General features: G+C 69.5%; 13 protein-coding genes and 4 pseudogenes. 8 read left to right on the top strand and 9 right to left on the bottom strand.

All coding sequences use genetic code 11. The features are described from left to right. Window positions 1-8 precede the first annotated feature (8 nt). Window positions 9-1,847, top strand: coding sequence for an HWE histidine kinase domain-containing protein (locus MZV50_RS00975; RefSeq protein ID WP_252632533.1), 1,839 nt, complete (start codon window positions 9-11; stop codon window positions 1,845-1,847). Window positions 1,848-1,953: 106 nt separating this feature from the next. Here the strand turns inward: MZV50_RS00975 and MZV50_RS00970 are convergent, their stop codons facing one another. After that, window positions 1,954-3,168, bottom strand: coding sequence for a CaiB/BaiF CoA transferase family protein (locus MZV50_RS00970; protein WP_252632532.1), 1,215 nt, complete (start codon window positions 3,166-3,168; stop codon window positions 1,954-1,956). Between the two features lie 125 nt (window positions 3,169-3,293). Between MZV50_RS00970 and MZV50_RS00965 the strand changes: the two genes are divergently transcribed. Next, complete coding sequence (locus MZV50_RS00965; protein ID WP_252632530.1) at window positions 3,294-3,926, top strand: DUF4142 domain-containing protein; 633 nt, start codon at window positions 3,294-3,296, stop codon at window positions 3,924-3,926. 122 nt (window positions 3,927-4,048) lie between these two features. On the opposite strand, the gene MZV50_RS00960 is transcribed toward MZV50_RS00965, so the two are convergent. Continuing rightward, window positions 4,049-7,636 carry an ABC transporter permease/M1 family aminopeptidase gene (locus MZV50_RS00960; RefSeq protein WP_252632529.1) on the bottom strand — a complete coding sequence of 1,196 codons (3,588 nt, stop codon included), beginning with the start codon at window positions 7,634-7,636 and terminating at the stop codon, window positions 4,049-4,051. 14 nt (window positions 7,637-7,650) lie between these two features. Next, entirely contained in the window at window positions 7,651-8,529 is an 879-nt protein-coding gene (locus MZV50_RS00955) for an ABC transporter ATP-binding protein (protein WP_252632528.1), read from the bottom strand. A 213-nt stretch (window positions 8,530-8,742) separates the two neighbouring features. Between MZV50_RS00955 and MZV50_RS00950 the strand changes: the two genes are divergently transcribed. The 4 genes and pseudogenes from MZV50_RS00950 to MZV50_RS26645 form a co-directional block, all read left to right on the top strand. Next, entirely contained in the window at window positions 8,743-9,423 is a 681-nt protein-coding gene (locus MZV50_RS00950; protein ID WP_252632527.1) for a fumarylacetoacetate hydrolase family protein, read from the top strand. Window positions 9,424-9,431: 8 nt separating this feature from the next. Further along, a complete protein-coding gene (gene maiA, locus MZV50_RS00945) occupies window positions 9,432-10,064 on the top strand; it encodes a maleylacetoacetate isomerase (protein ID WP_252632525.1) in 633 nt (210 codons plus the stop codon). Beyond that, window positions 10,065-10,724, top strand: a complete 660-nt coding sequence (locus MZV50_RS00940) for a carbonic anhydrase (protein WP_252632523.1) — start codon at window positions 10,065-10,067, stop codon at window positions 10,722-10,724. 17 nt (window positions 10,725-10,741) lie between these two features. Further along, window positions 10,742-10,844 (top strand): annotated as a pseudogene (locus MZV50_RS26645) (hypothetical protein); the annotation flags it as partial. On the opposite strand, the gene pbpC reads toward MZV50_RS26645, so the two are convergent. From pbpC to MZV50_RS00920, 4 genes and pseudogenes are all read right to left on the bottom strand, one after another. After that, window positions 10,831-12,909, bottom strand: coding sequence for a penicillin-binding protein 1C (pbpC, locus tag MZV50_RS00935; protein ID WP_252632521.1), 2,079 nt, complete (start codon window positions 12,907-12,909; stop codon window positions 10,831-10,833). The pseudogene MZV50_RS26645 and the gene pbpC sit on opposite strands and share 14 nt — an antisense overlap. A 121-nt stretch (window positions 12,910-13,030) precedes the next feature. Beyond that, window positions 13,031-18,092, bottom strand: a pseudogene (locus tag MZV50_RS00930) (alpha-2-macroglobulin family protein). Between the two features lie 96 nt (window positions 18,093-18,188). Next, on the bottom strand, window positions 18,189-19,016 hold the full coding sequence (locus MZV50_RS00925) for a carbonic anhydrase (protein WP_252632520.1): 828 nt from the start codon (window positions 19,014-19,016) through the stop codon (window positions 18,189-18,191). 75 nt (window positions 19,017-19,091) lie between these two features. Beyond that, the gene (locus MZV50_RS00920; RefSeq protein ID WP_252632519.1) at window positions 19,092-19,565 is read right to left on the bottom strand and encodes an Lrp/AsnC family transcriptional regulator; all 474 of its coding nucleotides are present in this window, start codon (window positions 19,563-19,565) and stop codon (window positions 19,092-19,094) included. 119 nt (window positions 19,566-19,684) lie between these two features. On the opposite strand from MZV50_RS00920, the gene ald reads away from it, so the two are divergent. Then, window positions 19,685-20,797, top strand: a complete 1,113-nt coding sequence (gene ald, locus MZV50_RS00915) for an alanine dehydrogenase (protein WP_252632518.1) — start codon at window positions 19,685-19,687, stop codon at window positions 20,795-20,797. A gap of 165 nt (window positions 20,798-20,962) precedes the next feature. On the opposite strand, the gene MZV50_RS00910 is transcribed toward ald, so the two are convergent. Continuing rightward, window positions 20,963-21,667: a glycosyltransferase family protein gene (locus tag MZV50_RS00910; RefSeq protein ID WP_252632516.1), complete on the bottom strand. Its 705-nt coding sequence runs from the start codon at window positions 21,665-21,667 to the stop codon at window positions 20,963-20,965. Between the two features lie 167 nt (window positions 21,668-21,834). Further along, window positions 21,835-22,714 (bottom strand): annotated as a pseudogene (locus tag MZV50_RS00905) (bifunctional regulator KidO). Here MZV50_RS00905 and MZV50_RS00900 point away from each other — a divergent pair. Continuing rightward, a pseudogene (locus MZV50_RS00900) lies at window positions 22,707-23,799 on the top strand (XdhC family protein). The pseudogenes MZV50_RS00905 and MZV50_RS00900 sit on opposite strands and share 8 nt — an antisense overlap. Window positions 23,800-23,814 lie beyond the last annotated feature (15 nt).

Here is a 23,814-nt window from a genome sequence, read left to right as displayed (position 1 = left end):
CTCGAATCATGGAGGACGCCCCCATCGTCAGCGACGACCGCCAGGAAACCGCCCGTCTCAACGCCTTGAGGGCCTTGGACATCCTGAACGGCGCCCCGAACGAGCCGCGGTTCCTGCGCTTCGCCCGTCTCGCGGCCAAGCTGTTCGACGCGCCCAAGGCGGCGCTGGTCCTGGTCGACGCGGACCGCATCTGGCGCATGGCCTATGTCGGCTATCCCGGCCCCGAGGGCCCGCGCGACGGCGATCTGGCCGCCCGCGTGGTCGCCGCCAATGCGCCCATCGGCTTGGCGGTCCCGATCCGCGACACCCAGGGCCACGCGCTGGGCGCGCTGGTCGTCGAGGGACCGGGCACGACCGGGGTCGCGTCGGACGACGACCTGCAGGCGCTGGAAGACCTGGCCGATCTGGCCGCCATCAGCCTGGCGGCCAAGCCGTGCGCGGCGCGCAATCTGGAAAGCGAGCGCCTGGACCTGGCCATCTCGGCGGCCAGCCTCGGCGAGTTCGAGTGGGACGTCAAACGCGACGTCTTCAAGATCAGCCCGCGCCTGGCCAAGATCTCGGACATCCCGGCGGGCGAGATCCCTGGCGAGAACGGCCAGGCTCTGTATCGCTACCTACATGCCGACGATCAGGCCTGGCTGAAGGAGTCGGTCGACCGGCAGTTGGCGGAGACCGACCGCTACGAGGCCGAGTACCGACGCCCCAACGGCCCCGACGGGCGCGAGATCTGGAACCATGGCTCGGGCGTGATCCTGCGCGACGCGAACGGCGAGCCCGCCTATCTGATCGGCGTCGTCCAGGACATCACCGAGCGCCGGGCCGAGGAAGAGCAGCGCGAGAACCTGGTCGTCGAGCTGGACCACCGCATCAAGAACCTGCTGGCCGTGGTCCAGTCGGTGGCGGCCCAGTCGGCCCGCAAGTCGGCCTCGCTGGACGTGTTCCTGAAGACCTTCGCCGGCCGGCTGAAGTCGATGAGCTCGGCCCACGATCTGCTGACCGCCGCCCGCTGGCGTGGCGCGACCCTGGCGCGGATCGCCGCCGCCGAGCTGGGCGGGCTGTCCCCGACCCAGACCCGCTGGGACGGGCCGGAGATGTTCCTGACGCCGCGCGCCGCGGCGGCCCTGTCGCTGGCCCTGCACGAACTGGCGGTCAACGCCATGCGCTACGGCTCGCTCTCCAGCGAGAACGGCAAGGTCGAGGTCGTCTGGCGGCGCACGCCCGAGGGCGGTTTCGCCCTGGAATGGCTGGAGACCGGCGGTCCGCCGGCGACCGAGCCCAAGACCAAGGGCTTCGGCGCCACCCTGATCGAGGACGTCGCCGGTCGCGAGCTGGGCGGTTCGGCCCGGATCAACTACAAGCCCAGCGGCGTCACCGCCATGATCCAGGGCGCGGCCGAGGCCCTGGCCGACGCGCCGCCGGTCGAGGTGGAGAGCGCCGCCCCCGAACGCATCGTCGAGACCGTCGTCGCCGCCGACGAGACCGTCCGCCCGGGCGCGATCGCCGGCCTCAAGGTGCTGATCGTCGAGGATTCCCTGCTGCTGGCCCTGGAGCTGGAGGCGGGCCTCGAGGACGCCGGCGTCGAGGTGGTCGGCTGCGCCGCCGAGCTGAGCGAGGCGCTGTCGATGGTCGAGCTGGATTTCGACGTGGCGGTGCTGGACGCCGACCTCAACGGTCAGTCCGTGGCCCCGGTGGCCGAGATCCTGCGCACCATCGGCCGGCCGTTCGTGTTCGCCACCGGCTATGCCGACAAGGCCGCCCCGATGGGCTTCGACGCCCCGATCGTGCGCAAGCCCTACAACGTCCACCAGATCGCCCGGGCGGTGGCGGGGGTGACGGGGCGGGTCTAGCGGCTCACTTGCCCCCTCCGCGCCTTCGGCGCTCCTCCCCCGGAGGGGGAAGAAGGTCGTGCGCCTTCCTTCCGCCCGCCTTTGGCGGCGGACGACCGCGAAGCGGTCAGGTGGGGGGAGCCTCGCCGACAATCCCCTTCGCCCGCAGCTTGCTCAGCGTCTCCGCGTCCATCCCCGCCACCTCGGCCAGCACCGCGTCGGTGTGCTCGCCCAGGGTCGGTCCCGGCCAGCGCACGCCGCCCGGCGTTTCGGTCAGCTTCGGAAAGGCGTTCTGCATCTTGATCGGGCCGAACACCGGGTGATCGACGGTCACGATCGAGTCCCGCGCCGCGAACTGCGGGTCCTTCAGCATGTCGGGGGCGCGGTAGATGCGGCCCGTGGCCAGGCCGGCGGCCTCCAGCTTGGGCAGCAGGTCGTCGATCTCCTGGTCGGCGGTCCAGGCGGCGATGCGGGCGTCCAGCTCGTGCTGGTGGACGCCGCGAGCGGCGTGGTCGCGATAGCGGACGTCCTCGGCCAAGTCCGGCCGGCCCATCAGGTCGCAGAGGCGCTTGAACAGGGTGTCCTGGTTGGCCCCGATCAGTACAAGTTCTCCGGACTTGGTGGGATAGACATTCGACGGCGCGATGCCGGGCAGCACCGCCCCCGAGCGCTCGCGGACATAGCCGGTCAGGTCGTACTCGGTGATCAGGTTCTCCATCACCGTCAGCACGCTCTCGTAGATCGCCGCGTCGACCACCTGGCCCTTGCCGGTGCGCTGGCGCGCGTGCAGGGCCATCATCACGCCCAGGGCGGCGTTCAGGCCCGACAGGCTGTCGCCGATCGAGATTCCGGCCCGGGCCGGATTGCGGTCGGGCTCGCCCGTGATGTGGCGCAGGCCGCCCATGGCCTCGCCGACCAGGGCGTAGCCGGCGCGCTTGGCGTAGGGTCCCGTCTGGCCGAAGCCCGAGACCCGCGCCATCACCAGGCCCGGATTGGTCCTGGCCAGATCCCCGTAGCCCATGCCCCACTTTTCCAGCGTGCCGGGGCGGAAGTTCTCGACCACCACGTCGGCCTTGGCGATCAGGGCGCGGGCGATGTCGCGACCCTCGTCGGTGCGCAGGTCGACGGTGACCGACTTCTTGTTGCGGCCGATGACCGGCCACCAGGGCGACAGGCCCTTGGGCTTGGACCGTCCCCATTGGCGCATCGGATCGCCGACCTTGGGGTCCTCCAGCTTGATGACCTCGGCCCCGAAGTCGCCCAACACCTGACCGCAGAAGGGCCCGGCGATCAGCGATCCCATCTCGATCACGCGCAGTTCGGAAAGCGGGCCTTCAGCCATATCGATGTTCCTCGGGCTTCACGGGAACCGTTCACGGCCCCGTGATGTTCTTTGTGGCACGACGGCGAACCGCGGCGCCGCCTTCATCCCTCTCTACAAAAAAGAACCCAGGGAAAGACAGAGCCATGACCCGTCACCTTATGATCGCCGGCGCCGCCGTCGCCGCGCTGAGCCTGGCCGCCTGCGGCCAAAAGACCGATGAGACCAAGGGCGCCGCCACGCCGGCCGAACAGGCCGCGACGCCGGACGCCAACCCCGCCGCGACCGTCCCGACCCCGTCGGACGAGACCAAGGCCGACGTCTTCGTCGCCAAGGCCGCCGCCAGCGACATGTTCGAGATCGAGGCCGCCAAGCTGGCCGCCAAGCGCTCGACCAATCCGTCGGTGAAGAAGTTCGCCGCCGCCATGGAAAAGGCCCACACGGCCACCACCGCGGAACTGAAGTCGGCCATCGCCGCCTCGGGCGCGTCGATCACGCCGCCGACGATGCTGCCGGAAGACCTGCAGGGCAAGCTGGACGACCTGAACAAGGCCGACGCCAAGGACTTCGACAAGAAGTACGCCGACAGCCAGGTCGACGCCCACCAGGCGGCCCTGAACCTGCTGCAGCGCTACGCCCAGGACGGCGACACCCCGGCCATCAAGGCCTTCGCCGCCGCCACGGCCCCGAAGGTCCAGGAGCACCTGAACATGGCCGAAGGCCTGAAGAAGGGCTTCGACACCGGCGAAGACGTCGCCAAGGCCAAGGAAGGCCACTAAGCCCGGATTGGCTTCCAGCCCCTCACCCCGCGCAAAGGCGGGATGAGGGGATCGGGAAAAGATCAGGCGGCCGCCGCACCCGCGACGGCCGCCTTTTCATGCCTGCTGCCTCACCTTTGGCCCTACTGTCCCACCTTGACCGTGTTGTCGTCGCCGTTGCGGTCGATCACCGTGTTGTAGGGATCGATCCCGGCGAAGGTCGGCGCCTTGGCCACCGTGAAGGTGAAGGTCTGCACGCCCGAGCGGATCGGACGTCGCTCATAGGCGACGACGTCCTTGGCGTCGAAACCCTTGTCGCCGGGCTTGGCCGTGAACAGGCCGATCTCCATGGCCTCGTTCAGGGGCGCGGCGGTCTCCTTGCCCTTGCCGTCTGCGTACTTCTTCTGGGCGTCGACCGTGACCGTCACGTCGAACCGGCCGTCGGCCCGCTTCTTCACCGAGGCGCTCTTGGTCTTGAGATCGTAGAGCGTGATCTTCTCGAACAGGTCGGTGATCAAGGCTTGCTTGTCGGCCGGGGCCTCGGCGCGCAACAGGGTCAGGAAGTCGGTCGTGATCGCATAGGGCGCGCCCTTGAACGCGTACTGGGCGATCAGCTTGCGCAAGGCGCGGTTGACCGTCTCTTCGCCCAGCTCGCTCTGCAGCCGGTACATGACCAGCGAGCCCTTCCGATAATAGACGTAGGGCTGGCTCTCGACCTTGTAGAGCGGCTGCTCGTCGATGACGTCGCCGCCGCGCGCGCGCAGATAGCTGTCCAGCTCGAACTTCAGGAACTTGCGGATCTGGTCCTCGCCATAGGTGTGCTTCATCACCATCAGGGCCGAGTACTGGGCGAAGGTCTCCGACAGCATCGCTCCGCCCTGCTGGTCGGCGCCGATCACCTGGTGGGCCCACCACTGGTGGCCGATCTCGTGCGCGCCGACATAGGTGACCATGTCGATCTTAGTCGGGTCACGGTAGTCGGAGATGAAGAACATCCCCTCCGACCACGGGATGGTGTTGGCGAACGACTGGGCGAACTGCTCGTAGTCGGGGAACTCCTGGAACCGCAGCTGGCGGAACTGGTAGGGGCTGAAATTGGCGTTCATGTAGTCCAGCGACCGCTTCATCGACGTCTTCATGCGGTCGATGTTCCAGGTGTGCTGGGCGTCGTAATAGACCGCCAGCTCGACGCCCTTGTAGTTCTCCTTGGCGACCTGGTAGCGGGCCGACTGGATCGAGACGAACGGCATGATCGGCGCCTCGGTGACGAAGCGCGCGACGCGGCGGCCGTTCTTGATCGTGTCCGAGACCTTGTAGCCCGGCGCGATCGGCGTCTGGTCGGCCTCGGTGGTGACGGTGATGTCGGAGGTGACGAAGTCGGCGTCCTTGCGCAGGCCGTTGAACTGGCGGGACGGGACGTCGCCCAGCTTGGCCATGCGGCGCTCGGGCGGCAGGCCGTACTTGCGGCGCTTGGCGCGATCCTGCAGCAGGCCGTCGCGCGACATGCCCAGGATCGGCGCGATCTCCAGGTTGTTGATGAAGGTCCCGTTGTCGACGACCCGGTGCTCCTGGTCGCTGTTGGGGAAGCCCAGCTGGCCGCGGTCGGTGATGAAGCTCATCTTGCGGCGCTCGCCCGGCGCCATCGGCGTGTCGAAGGCGAAGATCCGGTAGTTGAACCTCTCGAAGGTCTTCTTGGGCCGCGCACCCTCGATCGACAGCCCCTTGACCTTGAGGTCGCGGTCGAAGCGGACGTGGATTTCTTTCAGCGCCGCGCCGGTGCGGTTCTCGATCACGTACGAGCCCTTGGTCTCGACGCTGGGGTTGTGGGGCTTGAGATCGACGTCCAGGGTCATGGACACGATCTTGGGCTGCGGCGTGGTCTCGAACGGCAGCAGGGTCTTCTCGTAGTCGGCCTGCCACTTTTCGTTGTCGATCTTGGTCCGGTAGTCGTTCCAGACGTTGGTGTTCAGGTAGATGAACCCGCCCAGGGCCACGAAGGCGACCAAGGCGACGCCGGCCAGGATCCCCGCCCCGCCGTTCAGGCGCGAGGGCAGGCGGCGCAGGCGCGGCAGCAGCCGGGTCTCGGTTCCGCGCCGCCACAGGCCATAGGCCAGCACCAGCAGCAGCAGGGCGCAGGCGGTCCAGTAGGCGCGCAGCCACCAGGCGCCGATCCAGAACTTGCCCAGGCCGTTCATGTCGGAGAACGGCGTGTCGGTGACGGAGCCGTAGTTGTAGAGCTTGTGCTCGAAGCCGAGGTTCACGAACGTGAGCGTGGTGACGATGTAGATCACCATCAGGCCCCAGCCGATGAACTTGTGCGGGCTGATCGCCTGCAGGAACACGGCCAGCACCGCCAGCAGGATCCAGTCGACGGCCTGGGGCAGCACGTACCACAGCAGGTACTTGTCGAGCTCGAAGTTGAAGTAGCCGTGGAAGGCCTGGCTGAGCACGGCGGCGACCACGCTGACCAGCAGGGTCGAGACCAGCACCAGACTGATGGCCAGGGTCTTGGGCGCCACGAAGGCCCAGTCGGGCACGGGGGTGGCGTCGATGATCTCGTGGGTCTTCTTCTCACGCTCGCGCCAGACCAGCTCACCCGAATAGTAGATGGCGATGATCATCGGGATCAGGCCGAACGAGCCCAGCAGCGGCTGCAGCAGCACGCGAGTGACCGGATAGACGACGCCGCCGTAGCGGCCCGCGTCGGTCGCGAACCACAGCGAGCCCATGGCGTTGGCCAGGCCCAGGGCCAGCAGCACGAAATAGGCCGGGCTCTTGAACACCTGCCCCATGTCCAGCCGGGTGCGGACGACCAGCTGGGCCCAGGCGGTCTTGCGATCGAACACCGGTGTCGGCAACGGGCCGCTCAGGGCCGTCGGCGCGGCCTCGGCCTCGGCCTTCCTGCCCGCCTTGACCTTGCGCTGGCCCGAGAGATCGGCCGACTGGAAGCGGAACAGGACATAGGCCAGGGCCAGGAAGCCGGACGACAGGATCAGCACGAACACGCGGTTGAACAGCAGGGCGCCGGCCAGAGGCGGGGTCAGGCCGTTGCGTTCGCTGGCGGTCCAATACTTGGTCACCAGACCGTAGGCGGCGGTGCCCAGCGGCTCCCAATAGGCGGCGGCCTTCTCGAATTCCGGCCGATCCAGCGCGATGTTGGCGACGATCCACAGCACCATGAAGGCGATGACGCCGACATAGGTCCACATCATCGAGCGGGTGATGGTGGCCAGGGCGAAGAACAGCGCCGAGGTCAGCAGGATCGAGGGCAGCGCCAGGGCGAAGTACGAGAAGAGATAGGCGTGGAGGTCATTGGGACCCAGCCGCTCGGGATCGATCCACGGCATGAACGAACCGATCCAGATCGCCAGCGGCACGACCAGGAACGAGATCGCCGCCGCCAGGAAGGCCCCGGTGAAGCGGCCGTACAGATAGTCGAACTTCTTCACCCGGGTGGACCGCAGGATCGGCCCGAAGCCGGTCTCGTCGTCGCGCACCACCACGTTGGCCACGAAGGCCGTGGTCACGAACATGTAGAAGATCGACAGGATCAGGTGGGTCTGGGCGATCGCGAACGGGGCGTTCTTGTGGATGTTGCCGCCGCCGCCGATGCGGATCTGGTCGATCGTCGCCGCCCCGAAGGTCAGCAGGAAGAAGATGGTCGCCACCACCCAGAAGACGGGCGACTTCAGCTGGTAGCGGAGCTCGAAGCCCGCGATCTTGCGAAACATCGCGCCGCTCCCCGTCAGGCCGCCCGCCGCGTGGTCGAGAGGGTGGAGAAGTAGACGTCCTCCAGCCCGCCCTCGACGGGGGTGAAGCCCTCGCCCGGATTGTCGTCCGACAGGATGTGGATGACCGTGCGGCCGGCCAGCAGGCGGGTGGAAATGACCTTGTAGCGGGCTTTGGCGGCCTCCAGTTCGGCCTTGTCGATGATCTTCTTCCAGATCCGGCCCTGCAGCTTGGCCACTAGGTCGTTGGGGGCGCCTTCGCTGACGATGCGGCCGTCGCAGATGATGGCCATGGCCGGGCAGAGGTCGCTGACGTCCTCGACGATGTGGGTCGACAGGATCACCACCACGTTCTCGCCGATCTCGGCCAGGAGGTTCAGGAAGCGGTTGCGCTCCTCGGGGTCGAGGCCGGCCGTGGGCTCGTCGACGATGATCAGGCGCGGGTCGCCGATCAGGGCCTGGGCGATGCCGAACCGCTGGCGCATGCCGCCGGAGAAGCCGGCGATGGCCTTCTTGCGCACGGTCCACAGGTTCACCTGGTTCAGCAGGTGCTCGACCGTGGCCTTGCGTTCCTTGGGCCCGGAAATGCCCTTCAGCACCGCCATGTGGTCCAGCATGTCGTAGGCCGAGACCCGCGGATAGACGCCGAAGTCCTGAGGCAGGTAGCCCAGGGTCTCGCGCAGCGCCTCGGGGGTCTTGAGGACGTCGATGTCGCCGAACCGGATGTGGCCCGACGTCGGGGCCTGCAGGGTGGCGATGGTGCGCATCAGGGTGGACTTGCCGGCCCCGTTCGGACCCAGAAGCCCGTACATGCCGCGCGGAATCGTCAGGCTGACCTCGTCCAGGGCGCGGGTGCCGTTGCCATAGACATGGGTCAGATTCTCGATGATCAGCATGCGCGTCCTAAAGCCCCCGATTGAACTCGCCCTATCCCCGCCGCCGACATGACGCGATGGCGCGGACCCCGGCAAGTGAAAGAACGTTTAGGGCCAGCGTTCAACCGCAGGATTTCTGAACGGCGACCACTTTGCGGCGTCATGGCGATTGACCATGCGGCAGCTTCCCAGCGGGGGTTTTGGCGCGCGGGTTTTGGGTCTACAGGAGGCGCCATGACGACCTACGCGTTCCCTCCGCACGCCATCCCGACGGTCCCGGTGGAGGGATCCGATGCGGTCTTCCCCATCCGCCGCGTCCTGTGCGTCGGCCGCAACTACGCCGCCCATGCGCGCGAGATGGGCGCGGACGAGCGCGACCCGCCGTTCTTCTTCGCCAAGCCCGCCGACGCGGTCGTCGTCGCGCCGCGCGAGGTCGCCTATCCGCTGGCGACCAGCGACCTGCACCACGAGATCGAGCTGGTGGTCGCGCTGAAGAGCGGCGGCGCGAACCTGACACCCGACCAGGCCCTGGAAGCCGTGTTCGGCTACGCCGTCGGCGTCGACCTGACCCGCCGTGACCTGCAAGGCGCGGCCAAGGCCAAGGGCCACCCGTGGGAGGCCGGCAAGGCCTTCGACGCCAGCGCCCCGATCACCGCCATCCGGGTCATGGACGCTCCGCCGGCGCGGGCCGCCGTCACCCTGTCGGTCAACGGCGCCGAGCGCCAGCGCGGCGAGGTCGGTGATCTCATCTGGAACATCGGCGAGGTGATCGCCAAGGCCAGCGAACTGTGGACCCTGGCCGCCGGCGACCTGATCTTCACCGGCACCCCCGAGGGCGTCGGCGCCATCGTCCGCGGCGATAAGGTCGTGGGCGAGGTCGAGGGCGTCGGCCGTCTGGAATTCACCCTGGTCTAGGGCCTGACATGAAGCTCGTCCTGCACAGCGCCAAGCGCGCCAGCGCGCCCTACCGGGTGCGCATCGGCCTGAACCTGAAGGGACTGGCCTATGACCTGCGTCCCGTGGACCTGGTGGCGAACGCCCATCAGGCCGACGGCTATCGCGCGCTGAACGCCCAGGCCCTGGTTCCGACCCTGGAGGTCGACGGCCGTCCCCTGACCCAGAGCCTGGCCATACTGGAGTGGCTGGACGAGGTCGTCTCCGAGCCGCGCCTGCTGCCCACCGCCCCGTTCGAGCGGGCCATCGTGCGGGGCATGGCCGAGATCATCGCCTGCGACATCCACCCGCTGAACAACCTGCGGGTCCTGCGCCAGCTGACCGCGCTGGAGATCGGCGAGACCGACCGCAACGCCTGGGTCGCCCGCTGGATCAGCGACGGCTTCCGGGCGCTGGAGCCGATGGTGGCCCAGCACTCGGGCGGCTTCGCCTATGGCGACGCGCCGGGCCTGGTCGACTGCCTGCTGGTGCCGCAGGTGTTCAACGCCGGTCGCTTTAACATCGACCTTTCCCCGTTCCCGGCCATCGCCGCCGCCGCGACCCGCGCGGCCAAGCACCCGGCCATCGCCGCCGCCCATCCCGACCATCATCCGGAGCGCTAGATGCTTGAGGACCTGAAAGCCAACAACGCCGCCTGGTCGAAGAGCAAGACCGAGGTCGATCCCGAATTCTTCAAGCGCCTGGAAGGCCAGCAGAGCCCGGAATATCTCTGGATCGGCTGCAGCGACAGTCGCGTGCCGGCCAACGAGATCGTCGGCCTGGATCCGGGCGAGCTGTTCGTCCACCGCAACGTCGCCAACCTGGCCCCGCCGCAGGACGCCAACTACCTGTCCGTGCTGCAGTTCGCGGTCGACGTGCTGAAGGTCAAGCACGTCATGGTCGTGGGCCACTACGGCTGCGGCGGCGTGGCGGCGGCCATCGACGGCCAGCGCCGGGGCCTGGTCGACCACTGGCTTCATCCGATCCGCGAGGTCCACGCCGAGCACAAGCACGAGCTGGAGGAGATCGGCGACAAGCGCGAGATGCTGGACCGCCTGACCGAGCTGAACGTCGCCCGCCAGGTCCGCAACGTCGCCGCCGACGTCTTCGTCCAGGACGCCTGGGCCCGCGGCCAGTCGCTGTCGGTGCATGGCTGGGTCTATTCGCTGCACGACGGCCTGGTGAACGACCTGAACATCGGCATCAGCAGCCGCGAGGACTACGAGCGGGCGATCGCCGAGACGATCGTGCAGGACCGGCCGTTCTGGAAGCGGGACGAGTAGGGCTGAGCCAAGCGTCCTCGCCCTTCGACAAGCTCAGGGTGAGGACTATTTTCGGCCGCAGTAGGAAACCTCATCCTGAGCCTGTCGAAGGACGAGGTTTCCGGCGCTACTCCCCTTTGATCCGCACCCTGGCGCTGACTCGCCGCCCCTGCGTATCGATCACCGACAGCTTGTAAAACCCCGGCGCGGCGGGCTTCCAGATCGCACGGCCGCTGACCAGATCCAGGTCCAGGGGCCGTCCCTCGACATACCAGGTCAGGCCTTCGCCCTCAGCGGCGAGGACGAGGCCTCTCGCCCCCGGCTCGAAGCCGTCGACCTGCACCGACGCCCCGTCGGGTGGGAAGATCAGGCGCGGACCGGCGTCGGCCGCCTGCAGCTTCTGAAGCGCCAGCGGTGCGGCCTTGGGCGCGATCGGGCGCGGGGCCGAGGTCGGGGCACCCACCGCGTCGGCGACGTCGAACAGCAGCGGCAGGGCCGCGTCGCGGCCGGTCAGGCCGCCGCGCGCGCCGCCGTCCGCCCTGCCTGTCCAGACCAGCATCGCATAGCCGCCGACCACCCCCGCCGCCACAGCGTCGCGGAAGCCGTACGAGGTGCCGGTCTTGAAGGCCATCGACGGCCCGCCCCGCGTCAGGGCCGAGGGCGCGCGGCCGCGCGGCGCCGGGGCTTCCCGGAGAATATCCAGCACCTGCCGCGCCGCCTCGGGGCGGACCAGGCGCGTCCCGCCGGCGTGCTCGCGCATCTTGGCCTCGTCCTCGGTCCAGGCCAGCGGCTTGGCGATCCCGTTGTCGCCCAGGGCCGCGTACAGCATGACCAGATCGCGCCAGGTGATCCCCTCGCCGCCCAGGGCGAGGGCCAGGCCGGCCGCCTTCAGCTGGGCCTTGGGCCGGGCCAGATGGGCGCCAGCGGCCTCGATCCGGCCGGCGAAGGTCTCGGGGCCAAGCTTCTCCAGCGTGGCCACGGCCGGGACGTTCAGCGAGTGGGCCAGGGCCTCGCGCACGGTGACCTTGTCGTGGAACACCCGGTCGAAGTTCTCCGGCTGGTAGTCGGCGAAGCGGGTGGCGCTGTCGGCCAGCTGGGTGTCGGCGGCGACCAGGCCGTCGTCCATGGCCATGGCGTAGATGAACGGCTTCAGGGCCGACCCCGGTGAGCGCAGGGCGCGGGTCATGTCGACCCAGCCGCCGGCCCGATCGCGGCCCGCCGAGCCGACGGCGGCGCGGACAGCGCGGGTCTTGATCTCGACCACCAGGATGGCGGCGGTGGCGTCCGGTCCTTGCGCGGCGGCCGCCGCGCCGGCCATCGGCTCCAGCCGGGCCTGCAGGTCGGCGTCGATCGTCGAGATCACGCTGGCCTGGCTGGCGGGCGCGTTCCGAGCCAGTTCGCCGGCCACATGCCAGGCCAAGGCCGGGAACGGCGTCCGGCGCGGCAGGGGTTCGTTCTCGGCTTCATAAGCGGCGGCCTGGCTGATGGCGCCGGCGCGGACCATCTTGTCCAGCACCGCGCGGCGAGCGGCCTTGGCGGCCTCGGGGCGGCGATCGGGACGGCGGGCCTCGGGCGACTGCGGCAGGGCGATCAGCATCGCCTGCTCGCCGTCGGTCAGGCTGGAGGGCTCATGGCCGAAATAGCTGAGGCTGGCCGCCCGCGCGCCCTCCAGATTGCCGCCATAGGGCGCCAGGGTCAGGTACAGGGCCAGGATCTCGCGCTTGGACAGGCGCGATTCCAGCTGCACGGCGCGGACCATCTCGATCAACTTGGCGCCGACCGTGCGCGGGCGCGGCTCCAAGAGGCGCGCGGTCTGCATGGTCAGGGTCGAGGCCCCGGAGGTCACCCGGCCGTGGATCACCGCCGAGCCGATGGCCCGGGCCAGCGACAGCGGATCAACGCCCAGGTGCCAGAAGAACCGCGCGTCCTCGACCTTGATCAGGCGCTTCTGGAAGGTCGGGTCGGTGCGCTGAAGATCGGCGCGGATCCGCCACCGCCCGTCCTCGACCGGCAGGGCCCGCAGCCAGGCCCCACGCCGGTCCAGCACGACCGGCGAGGAATGCCGCGCGCGGGTCATGTCAGGCGGGAAGATGGCGCTGAGGGTGAAGAGGGTGAGCTCGGCGGCGAGCAGGCCGACCAGGACCTTTGTCAGGCGGGGGACGCCATGACCCGTCTTCCCCCTCCGGGGGAGGAGGATGCGCAGCATCCGGAGGGGGCGAGTCGAAGATGACGCGCCGGTATCACCAAGATCATTCACTGACGGGCCCCCTCCGGGCCTGCGGCCCTCCTCCCCCAGAGGGGGAAGAAGGCCGATACGGCGTCGCGCCTCACGGTCCCGGCGCGATGGTCGCGCGCGAGGCTTCCGAGCGGCCGACCACGGCGGGACGGTACATGTCCTTGGCCACCGCGCCGGGCAGGAAGAACGAGCCCGGCGTCACCGCCCGCGCCACATAGGCGAGGGCGAAGCTCTTGTTCCCCGCCAGGTCCAGGGCGGCGATGAAGCGGTCGTCGCGGCTTTCCTGGACATCGGCGGCGGTCAGCTCGCCCAGGAACTTGAACGGCCCGTTCTGGGCGTCGTCGGCGCCCAGGGTGGTCTCGATCTCGAAGCCGGCCGGCAAGGCGTCATCGACCACCAGGGCCGTCGAGCGGGCCTGCTGGTTGCTGCCGGCCACCAGCACGATGATCCGATCGCCTTGGCGGATCGTGGCCGGGTCGATCGCGCCGCCGCTCATCGACAGCAGCCGCTTGTAGACTGACAGACCCTTCGCCTCGGCCGGCGGGGCCGAGATCGGCGTGCCGCGCACCGATACGGTCCGCCACAGGGTTCCCTTGCCGGTGTTGACGAAGCGGGCGTCGGCCAGCCTGCCCACCGCCCAGCGCGGCGCGCCCCGGCCGGCGGCAGGGCGTTGGCGCCCTTGGCGTCGATCGAGATCGGACCCGAGGCCTGGATCAGGGCGTTGGCCGCGTGCAGCAGCGCCGCCTGCTCCTGGGTGTTCAGGCTGTCCGGGTCCTTGCTGACGTTCTCCAGACGCCCCTGCATCTGGCGAGCGATGTCCATCATGTTGGACTCCGCCGCCAGGGCGGTGACCACTGCGGTGTCGCGCAGGGTCGACTGGTACCAGTCCTGCTCGTCGCGATAGCCCAAAGAAGAGACCGCCTGGCGCATGGCCGAGCGGGCGCGGGCGTTGTCGCCCATGCGGGCCAGGCCGGCGGCCACATAAGCCTTGGCGACCGGCTGGCTCTCGTCCTTCATCTGCACGTCGTGCCACCAGCGCAGGCGGGCGAGATCGCCCTTGCCGGCCTTGGCCATCACGTAAAGGGCATAGGCCGAAGCGCGACGGCGCATCCGCTCGGTGGCCTTCTTGGAGGCGTCCTCGTTGGAGGCCCACCAGCCCGGATATTCCATGCGATAGGCGACCGAGGCCCAGCCTTCCGGACGGCTGACCTGGCGCATGGCCGAGACCGCCTTGTCGATGGCGCTGTCGGGGACGGCCACGCCCTGGGCGCGGGCTTCCAGCAGGAAGTCGACGACATAGGCGCCCAGCCACGGATCGGCCTCGCCATCGCCCACCCGCCACAGGCCGAAGGCGCCGTCTAGGGTCTGGCGATCCAGCAGCTTGCCCACCGCGCCGGCCAGGGCCGCCGGGGTGCGCTTCAGCTTCGGGTCACTGGAGAAGGTCTGGGCGTACAGCAGCGGATAGGCGGTCGAGACCAACTGCTCTGTGCAGCCGTACGGATAGCGCTGCAGGGCGACCGCGATCGCCGAGGGGTCGAAGCCCCGGATAGGCGAATAGCTGACCTGCATCGTGACGTCGCCCGCCGCCAGGCCCGAGAGCAGCTGGTACGAAGGCGTATAGGCCTCGCCCGGACGCTGGATCTCGGTGGTGGTGCGCACCACGTCGCCCCAGCCCAGGCGGGTCTGGATCGGATAGTCCTTGCTGGTCTGGAAGCCCGGGCCGGCGACCTTGAAGCCGATCTTGCCGATGCCCGTGACATCGGGCGCCAGGAAGGGGATTTTCTCGGCGATGCGCTGGCCCAGGATCAGCTGGAACACCTTCTTGAAGGCGACCTTCAGGCCATTGGTCGAGAAGGCCTCGGCCGTGTAGGGGCCCGGCTTGCCCTCGACATTGTGCAGCTCCAGCGTGGCGTAGGCCTGGTCGCCCGGCGCCAGGAAGCGCGGCAGGTTCAGATCGGCCACCACCGGCTGGCGCACGGTCAGCGGCTTGGAGGCCGAGCCGACGGCGGTGTCGGTCCAGGCCACGGCCTGGATGCGCAGCTCGCCGTTGAACTCGGCGGCCGGCAGCTTGACCACCGCCTTGCCGTCCAGGCCCGTCTCGACGATCCCGGACCACAGGGCCACGGTCTTGATCGGCGTGACCGTCAGGCCCTCCCCGCCGACCTCGTCGCCGCCGAAATTGACGTTGGCCGGCGCGCCCAGGTTGGGATCCAGCAGGCGGCCATAGTCGTCGCGGTAGTTCAGAGTCAGGGCCCGCTTGCCGAAGTACCACTTCACCGGGTCGGGGCTGTCCTGGTGGGTCAGGCGCAGGATGCCCTCGTCCACCGCCGCGATGGTGACCTTGGCCTTCTGGCCAAAGCCCAGGCCCGACACCTTAACCGGGATCTCGACCGGGGCCTTGCTGTCGATCTTGGTTGGCGTGCCGAGGTCGACCGTCAGCTTGCGGCCCTTGGGATCGATCGGGACGTAAACCAGGCCCAGGGCCCGGCGAGGCTTGGGTGAAGCGACCGGGTCACGCGGCTGGATGACGCTGACCATCACATAGGCCCCGCCGCCCCAGGCGGCCGAGGTCTTCAGGCGCACGGTGGTCCCGTTTTCGCCGACGCTGACCGTCTTGAGGTCGATCAGGCGGTCGGTGGCGACCGCGATCTGGGCCTCGCCGGCATAGGGCGGCTTCAGGGTGATCTCGACGGTGTCGCCCTGGCTGTAGGTCCGGGTCCCGGCGGTCACCCGGACCACGTCGGGAGCCTCGCCCTCGCGGGCGGGGCGCCCCAGCCGGCCGAGAAGCGGGTGACGGTGCGGGCGCCATCCGCGCCCTCGACCTCGAGGCGATAGTCGCCCCAGCCCAGGCGGCGAGTCAGCTTGGCGGGCGAGCCGGCGCCGATATTGACCTGCGCCTTGGCCACGATCGCGTCGCGGCTGCTGCGCCGCCACTGCCAGCGGCCGTTCTGCTGGAACCAGTCGTAATCCCAGCGCTCGGCCACCAGGGTGTAGGTCGCGGTCGCGCCGATGCGCTTGCCGGCGGCGTCGACGGCGATGATGTCCAGACTGACGGGCGGATCGCCCTTGCCGGCCTCGCCCTGGTCGATCTTGACGCCGTAATAGACCGACTTCGGACGCACCTTCAGGTCCAGGCCCTCGCGGACCGGACGGCCGCCCGGCTCGAACACCGAGGCCGTGACCGAGGCCGCCAGCGGCTGGGCGGTGTCGCCGGCGTCGGTGGTCCCGACCGACAGGATCGCCCGGCCCTCGCCGTCGGTGACGGTCGTGCCCAGGTCGATATATTTCTCGTCGAAGGTCTTGGACTGGTCGCCCCACTCGAAGCCCTTGTAGGCCGGGAACGGATCGCTGTCGGCGCGCAGGCGGGCTTCCCCCTGCGTCTGCAGGCCCGCGCCCGGCGCGCCGTAGAGGAAGCGGGCCGAGACGTCGACCTTGCGGGTCTCGCCAGCCGCGACCGGGACGGATTCCTGGCCCGTGGCGGTGACCGCCAGGCGTTGCGGGGCGAAGTCCTCGACCGAGAACGACAGGCTGCCCGTCTCCTCCTCGATGCCCTCGATATGCAGCTCGGCGGTCCAGCGGCCGCGCGGCGCCGAACGGGGCAGGGCGATATCGGTCAGCACCGCGCCGGCGTCGGCCCGGCTGAACGGATAGCGCTTGAACTCCACGCCCGACGGCCGCTTGACGACGATCTCGCCCTTGCGGTCGGAGACGGCCTTGGCCATCCGGTCACGGACCATGGCGGTCAGGTGGACCGTCTCGCCGGGCCGGTAGATGCCGCGGTCGGCATAAAGGTAGCCGTCGATGTCGGCGGCCACGCTGCGCCCGTCGACGCCGCCTTCGGTGCGGCCGCCCACGCCCTGCTTGCTGAGGTCGACCGGCGAGCGGTCCAGGTCCAGCACCGCCAAGTCGCCCTGAGGCCCATAGGCCATGACCATCTTGGCGCGCTCGGCGCCCTGGCCCTTCAGCAGCGGACGCAGGAAACGAACCCGACCGTCGGCGTCGCTGTTGCTTTCGGCCAGGGACTCGCCGTCGGCGGCCACCAGGGCCACGCGCACGCCCGACAGGGTCTTGGCGCTCTTCAGCGAGCGGACGACCACGTCCAGGCTCTCCGAGCCGTCATAGGCCAGCATGGCCATGTCGGTGAACACGATCCAGCGGCGGGCCTGGGCGGGGTTGTTGTCGCCGCCGCTCTCGGCGTCGGGATCACGGCCGCCCGAGGCGTCGCGCGCCTTGATGACAAAGGCGCCGGCCTTCATGTCCTTCAGCACCGCGCCCAGCGGGAAGACGGTGGTCGCCTTCTGACCGGTCGCGCCGCCGGTGACCGGCACGGTTCCCTTCCAGACCCGGCGGCCGTCGTCGCCCACGGCGTCGTCGCCATACTCGCCGGCCCAGTCGCCCTCGCCCGTCGGATCGGGCGCGCTGATCGACTTGCGGACCAGGTTGCGGTCCGGCACCCGCCAGACTTCGACGGCCAGGGTCTGGACGTTGATGGTCTCGATGGCGACGCCGTCCGCCTCCTCGCGCGGCAGGATCACGCCGTCACCGGCGAAGCCGACATAAGGGGGCTTTTCACCAAAGGTGAAATCGACGTCGGCATTGGCGGTGAGCGTGTCGCCGCCCTTGGCGGGAAGGCCCTTCAGCAGGGTGATTCGGTGATCGGTGAAGCCGATGCCGCCCAGGCACAGCTCGTCGTCCTTGACCCGCACCGAGGGCTGGCGGCCCAGGTCGGGCGAGACCAGCACGAAGTCGGCATAGGGTTTGGACGGATCCAGCGCCTTGCTCATGCGGATGCAGGCCAGCGGGTCGGGGCCGCTGCTATCGACGCGGGTCTGCCAGACCGCGAAGCCCTCGGGCTTGGGGATCCCGCGTCGAGGCGCGTTGGCGCCGCGCGGCTTGCCGAACAGCGACCAGGCCTCGCCCTTGACCGATTCGACACCCGCCGGCTTGCCGCCGCCGAAGAACCAGCCGCCCTTGCCGGCCGCGAAGCCGCCACCGAAGCCGACGATCAACGCCCCGGCCACCGCGATGGCCACGGGGCCTTTGAGGGCGGCGGGCCAGCGTTCGGAGACCCCGGCGCGTAAGGCGTTCCAGCGCGCTGTCAGAGATGAGCGGAGGTCGCGCCCGCCTTCCGGCGGCGTCTCGTCCGTCGACATCCGTAGTCTCCCACCTGATTTGCGCTGATTGGGGAGACTTGAGCCCAAGCACGACCAGGGGTCAACGGCATTGAAATGACAGCGTTAAGGTAGAGCTTAGGCGTCGAAACTCACTACGCCGGTGGTCAGGTCGTAGCAGGCCGAGACGACCTTCAGCCGGCCCTCGTGGATGCGCTCGGCCAGGACGCCATCGGCGACCTTCAGGCGACCGGCGATGTCGCGGACATTGCGGCGGATGGCGGCGTCCTGCAGGTCGGCGGGATGGGTCTCGTCGGCCTCCAGCACGGCAGGCAGGATCGGCAGCACCATTTCGTGCAGGGCGCCGTGCAGCTCCGAATGTTTCTTGGCGACGTCCACGGCCGCGCCCACGGCGCCGCACTTGGTGTGGCCCAGCACCACGATCAGCGGCGCGCCCAGGTGCTCGACGGCGTAGACGATCGAGCCCAGACCCTCGCGGCTGACGGTCGAGCCAGCCACGCGGATCACGAACAGCTCGCCGAGATTGCAGTCGAAGACCAGCTCCGGCGCGGTGCGGCTATCGGCGCAGCCGATCACCACCGCGAACGGCGCCTGGCCCTTGGCCAGCTCGGCCACCCGAGCCGTGGTCGGCAGGACGAGGTTGGCGCCGCCGCGCGCGAAGATGGCGTTGCCCTGCTTCAGGCGACCCAGGGCCTCGTCGGGCGAGACCGCCTGCGCCGGCTCGGCGGCGGGCGCGGCGTGGGCGGGCTCGGTTTCCAGCGGCTTGACGGTGGCCAGGGCCTTGTCCAGCGCGGCCTTGTCGGTCGCCTGATGCCTCAGGGCGCTGGAGGTGCGGCGGCCCTTGCGGGTCAGCAGGTTGGGCGCCGGACCGTCGCCCTCGGCGAAGGCCAGGGCTGGCGCGGCCAGGCCCGCCAGGGCCCCCAGCAGGATCCGTCTCGAAACCATCTCGTCCCCCGACGTGGCCTTGAATGTCGGGCGAAAGCCTAGCCAGGAACGGCTCAGGAAAGATTAATCAGGCGCTCACAGCGGCAATTCGGCGCGCTTAACGACTGTGCGCATGGCGATGCTGCTGCTGACCCGGATCACGCCGGGGATGCGGGTCAGCTCCTGGGCGTGGACCCGCTCCAGGTCGTCGACGTCGCGCACCACCAGGCGCAGCAGATAGTCCGAGCCGCCGGTCATCAGGTAGCACTCGGCCACCTCGCGAACATTGGTGATCGCCTTCTCGAAAGCGCTCAGCGCGGTCTCGGCCTGGGAGGACAAGGTCACGGTGACGAAGACGCTGAGCGGCAGCCCCACCGCCCGCTCGTCGATCACGGCGGCGTAGCGGCCGATGACGCCGGCCTCCTCAAGCGCCCGCACCCGGCGCAGACAGGCGGATTCGGAAAGATTCACCGCCTCGGCCATTTCCACATAGCTGGCTCGACCCCGCCGCTGGAGCAGGTGCAGGAGCTTCCGGTCGAAACCATCCAGGTCAACGGCGGCTTTCTTCATATCGCCGTCATAGCACGCAGGAATCCTGCGCAACAGCGGTCTGCGGACACGAAATCACCAGGGAAACTGCGCCCGGCTGGGCGCACAGTCTCGATCAAAGCGCTTTTGGAGGAAGCATCATGCGCGTTGGCGTCCCTTCCGAGATCAAACCGGGCGAACACCGGGTCGGGCTCACCCCCACGGCCGTTCGCGAGTATGTCGGCCACGGCCACACCGTGCTGGTCCAGTCAGGCGCGGGCCTCGGCGCCGGCTATGCCGACGACGTCTATGTGAAGGCCGGCGCGACCATCGCCCCCGACGCGGCCGCGGTCTTCGCCGGCGCGGACATGATCGTGAAGGTCAAGGAGCCGCAAAAGGTCGAGTGGGAGAAGCTCGAGCCGCGCCACATCCTGTTCACCTACCTGCATCTGGCGCCCGATCCCGCCCAGACCGAGGGCCTGCTGAAGAGCGGTGCGGCCGCCATCGCCTACGAGACCGTCACCGACGCGCGCGGCGGCCTGCCGTTGCTGGCCCCGATGTCGGAAGTGGCCGGCCGGATCGCCGTGTTCTCGGCCGCCGAGACCCTGCTCAAGCACAACGGCGGCATGGGCCTCTTGCTCTGCGGCGTGCCCGGCGTGCCCCCGGCCCGCGTGGCCGTGCTGGGCGGCGGCGTGGTCGGCAGCAACGCCGCCCGCATGGCCGCCGGCCTGGGCGCCGAGGTCGTGGTGCTGGAGCGTTCGATCCCGCGCATGCGCGAGCTGGACGACCTCTATCAAGGCCGCATCCTGACCCGCTATTCGACCTTCGCCGCCGTCGAGGAAGAGATCCTCAAGGCCGACGTGATCATCGGCGCGGTGCTGACCGCCGGCGCGGCCGCGCCCAAGCTGGTCCGCCGCGAGCACCTCAAGCAGATGAAGCCGGGCTCGGTCCTCGTGGACGTCTCGATCGACCAGGGCGGCTGCTTCGAGACCAGCAAGCCGACCACCCACGCCGAGCCGACCTATGTGGTCGACGGCGTCGTCCACTACTGCGTGGCCAACATGCCGGGCGCGGCCCCGCGCACCTCGTCCGAAGCCCTGGGCAACGCCACCCTGCCGTTCGGCCTGGCCTTGGCCGACAAGGGCCTGGACGCCTTGAAGACCAACGTCCACCTGGCGCGCGGCCTCAACGTGCTGAAGGGCGAACTGACCCACCCGGCCGTGGCCGAGGCGCTGGGCAAGACGTCGGTGGATCCGTATGGGGCTTGGAAGTAGGCGCTGCCCCATTCCACTTCCCCGGCGAACGCCGGGGCCCAGATGTAAGAGCGCCCGCGTTCCGGACAGGATCGCGGGCGTTTCTGTATGCGCCACCCAGCTCTACGATCTGGGTCCCGGCTTTCGCCGGGAAGACGGCTATCTGTTCCAGTTGTTACCCGGGGCTCACGCCGCGAAGCGGGCGATGTCCTGGCGGCTCTCGACCAGATCCAGCACGTCGCCCATGCGGAAGCCCGGGTCGACCGGATGGAGAGCGTCGTAGACCGAGCGGGCGAAGGCCAGGTCGGCGGCGGTCTTGACGCGCCAGTCCAGCCGCGAGCAGTCGCGAGCGGCCTTCAGATGAGCCTGGCTCCAGCGCTGCGGCTGGTTGCGGATGGCGGCGGTCGGCGAGATGCGGGCCATCGGGTCGCGTTCCTCGGCGGCGGCCTGGCGCAGCACGCCGGCCTTGATCACCTCGACTTCGAGGCCGGCCGGGAAGGTGCGATGCACGCGGTTGGACGTGTAGTCGGCGCCGCTGGCCAGGGCCATGCGGACGGCGTCGTCGATGACGCCCGGATCCATAAACGGCGCGTCGCCCTTCAGGCGCACCACGTGGCTGACGGCGCTGATCGCGTCGGCGCAGCGGGCGATGCGGGCCAGGATGTCGGCGCCGGCCCCGCGATGGACGGTGTGGCCGCGCGAGACCAGGAAGCCGGCCAGGGCGTCATCCGCCGCGTCGGTGCTGGTCACCACGATGATCTTGGACAGGGTCCGCGCGCCGCGCAGGCGCTCCAGCTGGCGCACGATCATCGGCTCGCCCTGGAGCGTGGCCATCGATTTGCCGGGCAAGCGAGACGACCCCATGCGGGCCTGCAGGACGGCGAGGATCATGACGCGGTCTCCCTTCGTTAGGACCAAGCTAGACCAGACTCATAAAACCCAGGTGAATCAGACGATTAAAAGATCTTACCCGATAAGCTCAATCCGCGGCCGCGAACGCGCGACGACACGCGGCCGATCAAGCCGTTCGAACTGTCTCAGGCGATTCTAGGTGTGGGTCAGGCGACCCAACGTCGCGGGTCGAGCGCGACCGGGTCGTCGATCGCCATCTCGTCCCAGTCGAGGTCCGGCGGCGGGCTCGAGGCGGCGGCGACCACGGCCGAAAGTTCGGCGGCCGAGTTGCAGCCGACCAGCACGGCCGAGCCTTCCGGGCGCGACAGGGCGAAGCCCAGGGCGGCCTGAAGCGGATCCGAGCGGCCCTCGGCGATCATGCGGCGCACGCGCGACAGACGGCCCGAAGCGCCCTTCAGCTGGGCCGGAACACGGTCGGGCGGCAGGAACAGCAGACCGTTCAGGAAGATCGAGCGCAGGTGCACCTCGACGCCCATACCGGCGATGCGTTGCAGCGAGCCGTCGGCCAGCAGGCGCTGGTCGAGCAGCGAGGCCGGCGCCTGCAGGATATCGGGCTTGAAGCGCTTGGCCACGCCGACGGGGTCGTCGCTGGCGTGGGCGGCGACGCCGACCTTTGCGAACAGGCCCTGGTCCTTCAGCCGCTGCAGGCGATCCCACAGGGCCGCGCCGTGCGGGCCGAAAAGCTCCGCGGGCGAATGGACGATGATCGAGATCGGCGCGCTCGACGCCCAGGCGGCGCAGGGTGGCGCGGGCCTCGGCCTCGACGAAGTCGGGGCCGCGATCGGCGCGGGCCGTGGCGATGGTCAGGCGAAACGGCACCGGCCGTGGAATCAGGTCGCCCAGCGTCTGCTCGGCGCGGCCGAACAGGCCGGAAGCGTCCAGCATGGACAGGCGGGCGCGGGCGGCGATGGTCAGCATGTCGCGCGCTTCGGCTTCGGGCGAGCGGCCGCGCGGCGCCGATGAGCTTCCGCCATCGAGACCGAACTGGGCCGCAGCCAAACCGAGTTTTGAGACCGAAATGGACATCGCCATCCGCGCTGACAAAACACCAACCAGAGGCGAACGGTACGCGCCAAGGTTTGAACATCAGGTTTCTGGAACCTTGCCGAGGGGTTAATATCGCGCCGATGATCGACGACCGCTCAGACGACGCCGCCGCCCTCTGGCCGATGCACGGGATGGCCGACGACGCCCGCCCGGCCTTGGCCGTCGCGCTTTCCAGGGGTCCCGCCGCCCTGGCCACCATCATCGCCCTGGGCGGCGGCGGTCCCCGCCCGGTCGGCGCCCAGATGTTGTTCGGGAAAAATATTATTTCGGGCTTTCTGTCGGGCGGCTGCATCGAGGCCGACGTTGAGACCCACGCCCGCGCCTGCCTGGCGGACGGCCAGCCGCGGCGCCTGGTCTATGGCGAGGGCAGTCCCTGGCCGGACATTCGCCTGCTGTGCGGCGCGCGAATCGAAATCCTGGTCGAGAAGATCGAGCCCGACGATCCGGCGGCGCGAACCCTGCTGGACCTGGCCGCCGCCCGGGCCCCGGCCTTCTGGGTCAGCGACGGCCTGAGACGGCTGTGCGTCGAGGAGCCCCAGGCGCCGTGGACCGGCGCGTTCGAGCGCGCCTACGATCCCGCCCCGCGCCTGGTGGTGCTGGGCGGCGACCCGACCGCCCTGGCGGTGGCCAGCCTGGGCGCGCAATCGGGCTTCGAGACCACGCTGGTCCGCCCCAAGGGGCCGGAGACGCCGCCGCCGCTGCCGGACGTCGCCTACCGCCGAGACGCCGCCGGCGAAGCGCTGGCGGCGATCGGCCTGGACGCCTGGACCGCCGTCGCCGTCTGCGGCCATGACCTGGAGTTGGATCATGAGGCCCTAAGGGCGGCCTTGCCCTCGCCCGCGCCCTATGTCGGCTTGCTAGGCGCGCGCCGCCGGCTGCCCGAGCGGCTGGCGCGGCTGAAGGCGGCCGGGCTTTCCGACCGCGATCTCGCCAAGCTGCGCGCCCCGATCGGCCTCGACCTGGGCGGCAAGGCCCCGTTCGAGGTGGCCGTGGCGGTGATCGGCGAGATCATGGCGACCCGGCATGGTCAGCCGGCGCTGGAGCGTAGGGTCGTCGAGGCCTGAGGCGTCCGCCCCAGG

This window comes from Caulobacter segnis, from assembly GCF_023935105.1.
Classification (GTDB): Bacteria; Pseudomonadota; Alphaproteobacteria; order Caulobacterales; family Caulobacteraceae; genus Caulobacter; species Caulobacter segnis_B.
This window is presented reverse-complemented; position numbering and strand designations above follow the sequence as displayed.

Coding starts and splice junctions, on each gene's coding strand:
- MZV50_RS00920 (WP_252632519.1), bottom strand. CDS start 19,565: ATGAAGAAAGCCGCCGTTGACCTGGATGGTTTCGACCGGAAGCTCCTG.
- MZV50_RS00950 (WP_252632527.1), top strand. CDS start 8,743: ATGACGACCTACGCGTTCCCTCCGCACGCCATCCCGACGGTCCCGGTG.
- MZV50_RS00910 (WP_252632516.1), bottom strand. CDS start 21,667: ATGATCCTCGCCGTCCTGCAGGCCCGCATGGGGTCGTCTCGCTTGCCC.
- MZV50_RS00940 (WP_252632523.1), top strand. CDS start 10,065: ATGCTTGAGGACCTGAAAGCCAACAACGCCGCCTGGTCGAAGAGCAAG.
- MZV50_RS00925 (WP_252632520.1), bottom strand. CDS start 19,016: ATGGTTTCGAGACGGATCCTGCTGGGGGCCCTGGCGGGCCTGGCCGCG.
- maiA (WP_252632525.1), top strand. CDS start 9,432: ATGAAGCTCGTCCTGCACAGCGCCAAGCGCGCCAGCGCGCCCTACCGG.
- ald (WP_252632518.1), top strand. CDS start 19,685: ATGCGCGTTGGCGTCCCTTCCGAGATCAAACCGGGCGAACACCGGGTC.
- pbpC (WP_252632521.1), bottom strand. CDS start 12,909: ATGCTGCGCATCCTCCTCCCCCGGAGGGGGAAGACGGGTCATGGCGTC.
- MZV50_RS00965 (WP_252632530.1), top strand. CDS start 3,294: ATGACCCGTCACCTTATGATCGCCGGCGCCGCCGTCGCCGCGCTGAGC.
- MZV50_RS00975 (WP_252632533.1), top strand. CDS start 9: ATGGAGGACGCCCCCATCGTCAGCGACGACCGCCAGGAAACCGCCCGT.
- MZV50_RS00960 (WP_252632529.1), bottom strand. CDS start 7,636: ATGTTTCGCAAGATCGCGGGCTTCGAGCTCCGCTACCAGCTGAAGTCG.
- MZV50_RS00970 (WP_252632532.1), bottom strand. CDS start 3,168: ATGGCTGAAGGCCCGCTTTCCGAACTGCGCGTGATCGAGATGGGATCG.
- MZV50_RS00955 (WP_252632528.1), bottom strand. CDS start 8,529: ATGCTGATCATCGAGAATCTGACCCATGTCTATGGCAACGGCACCCGC.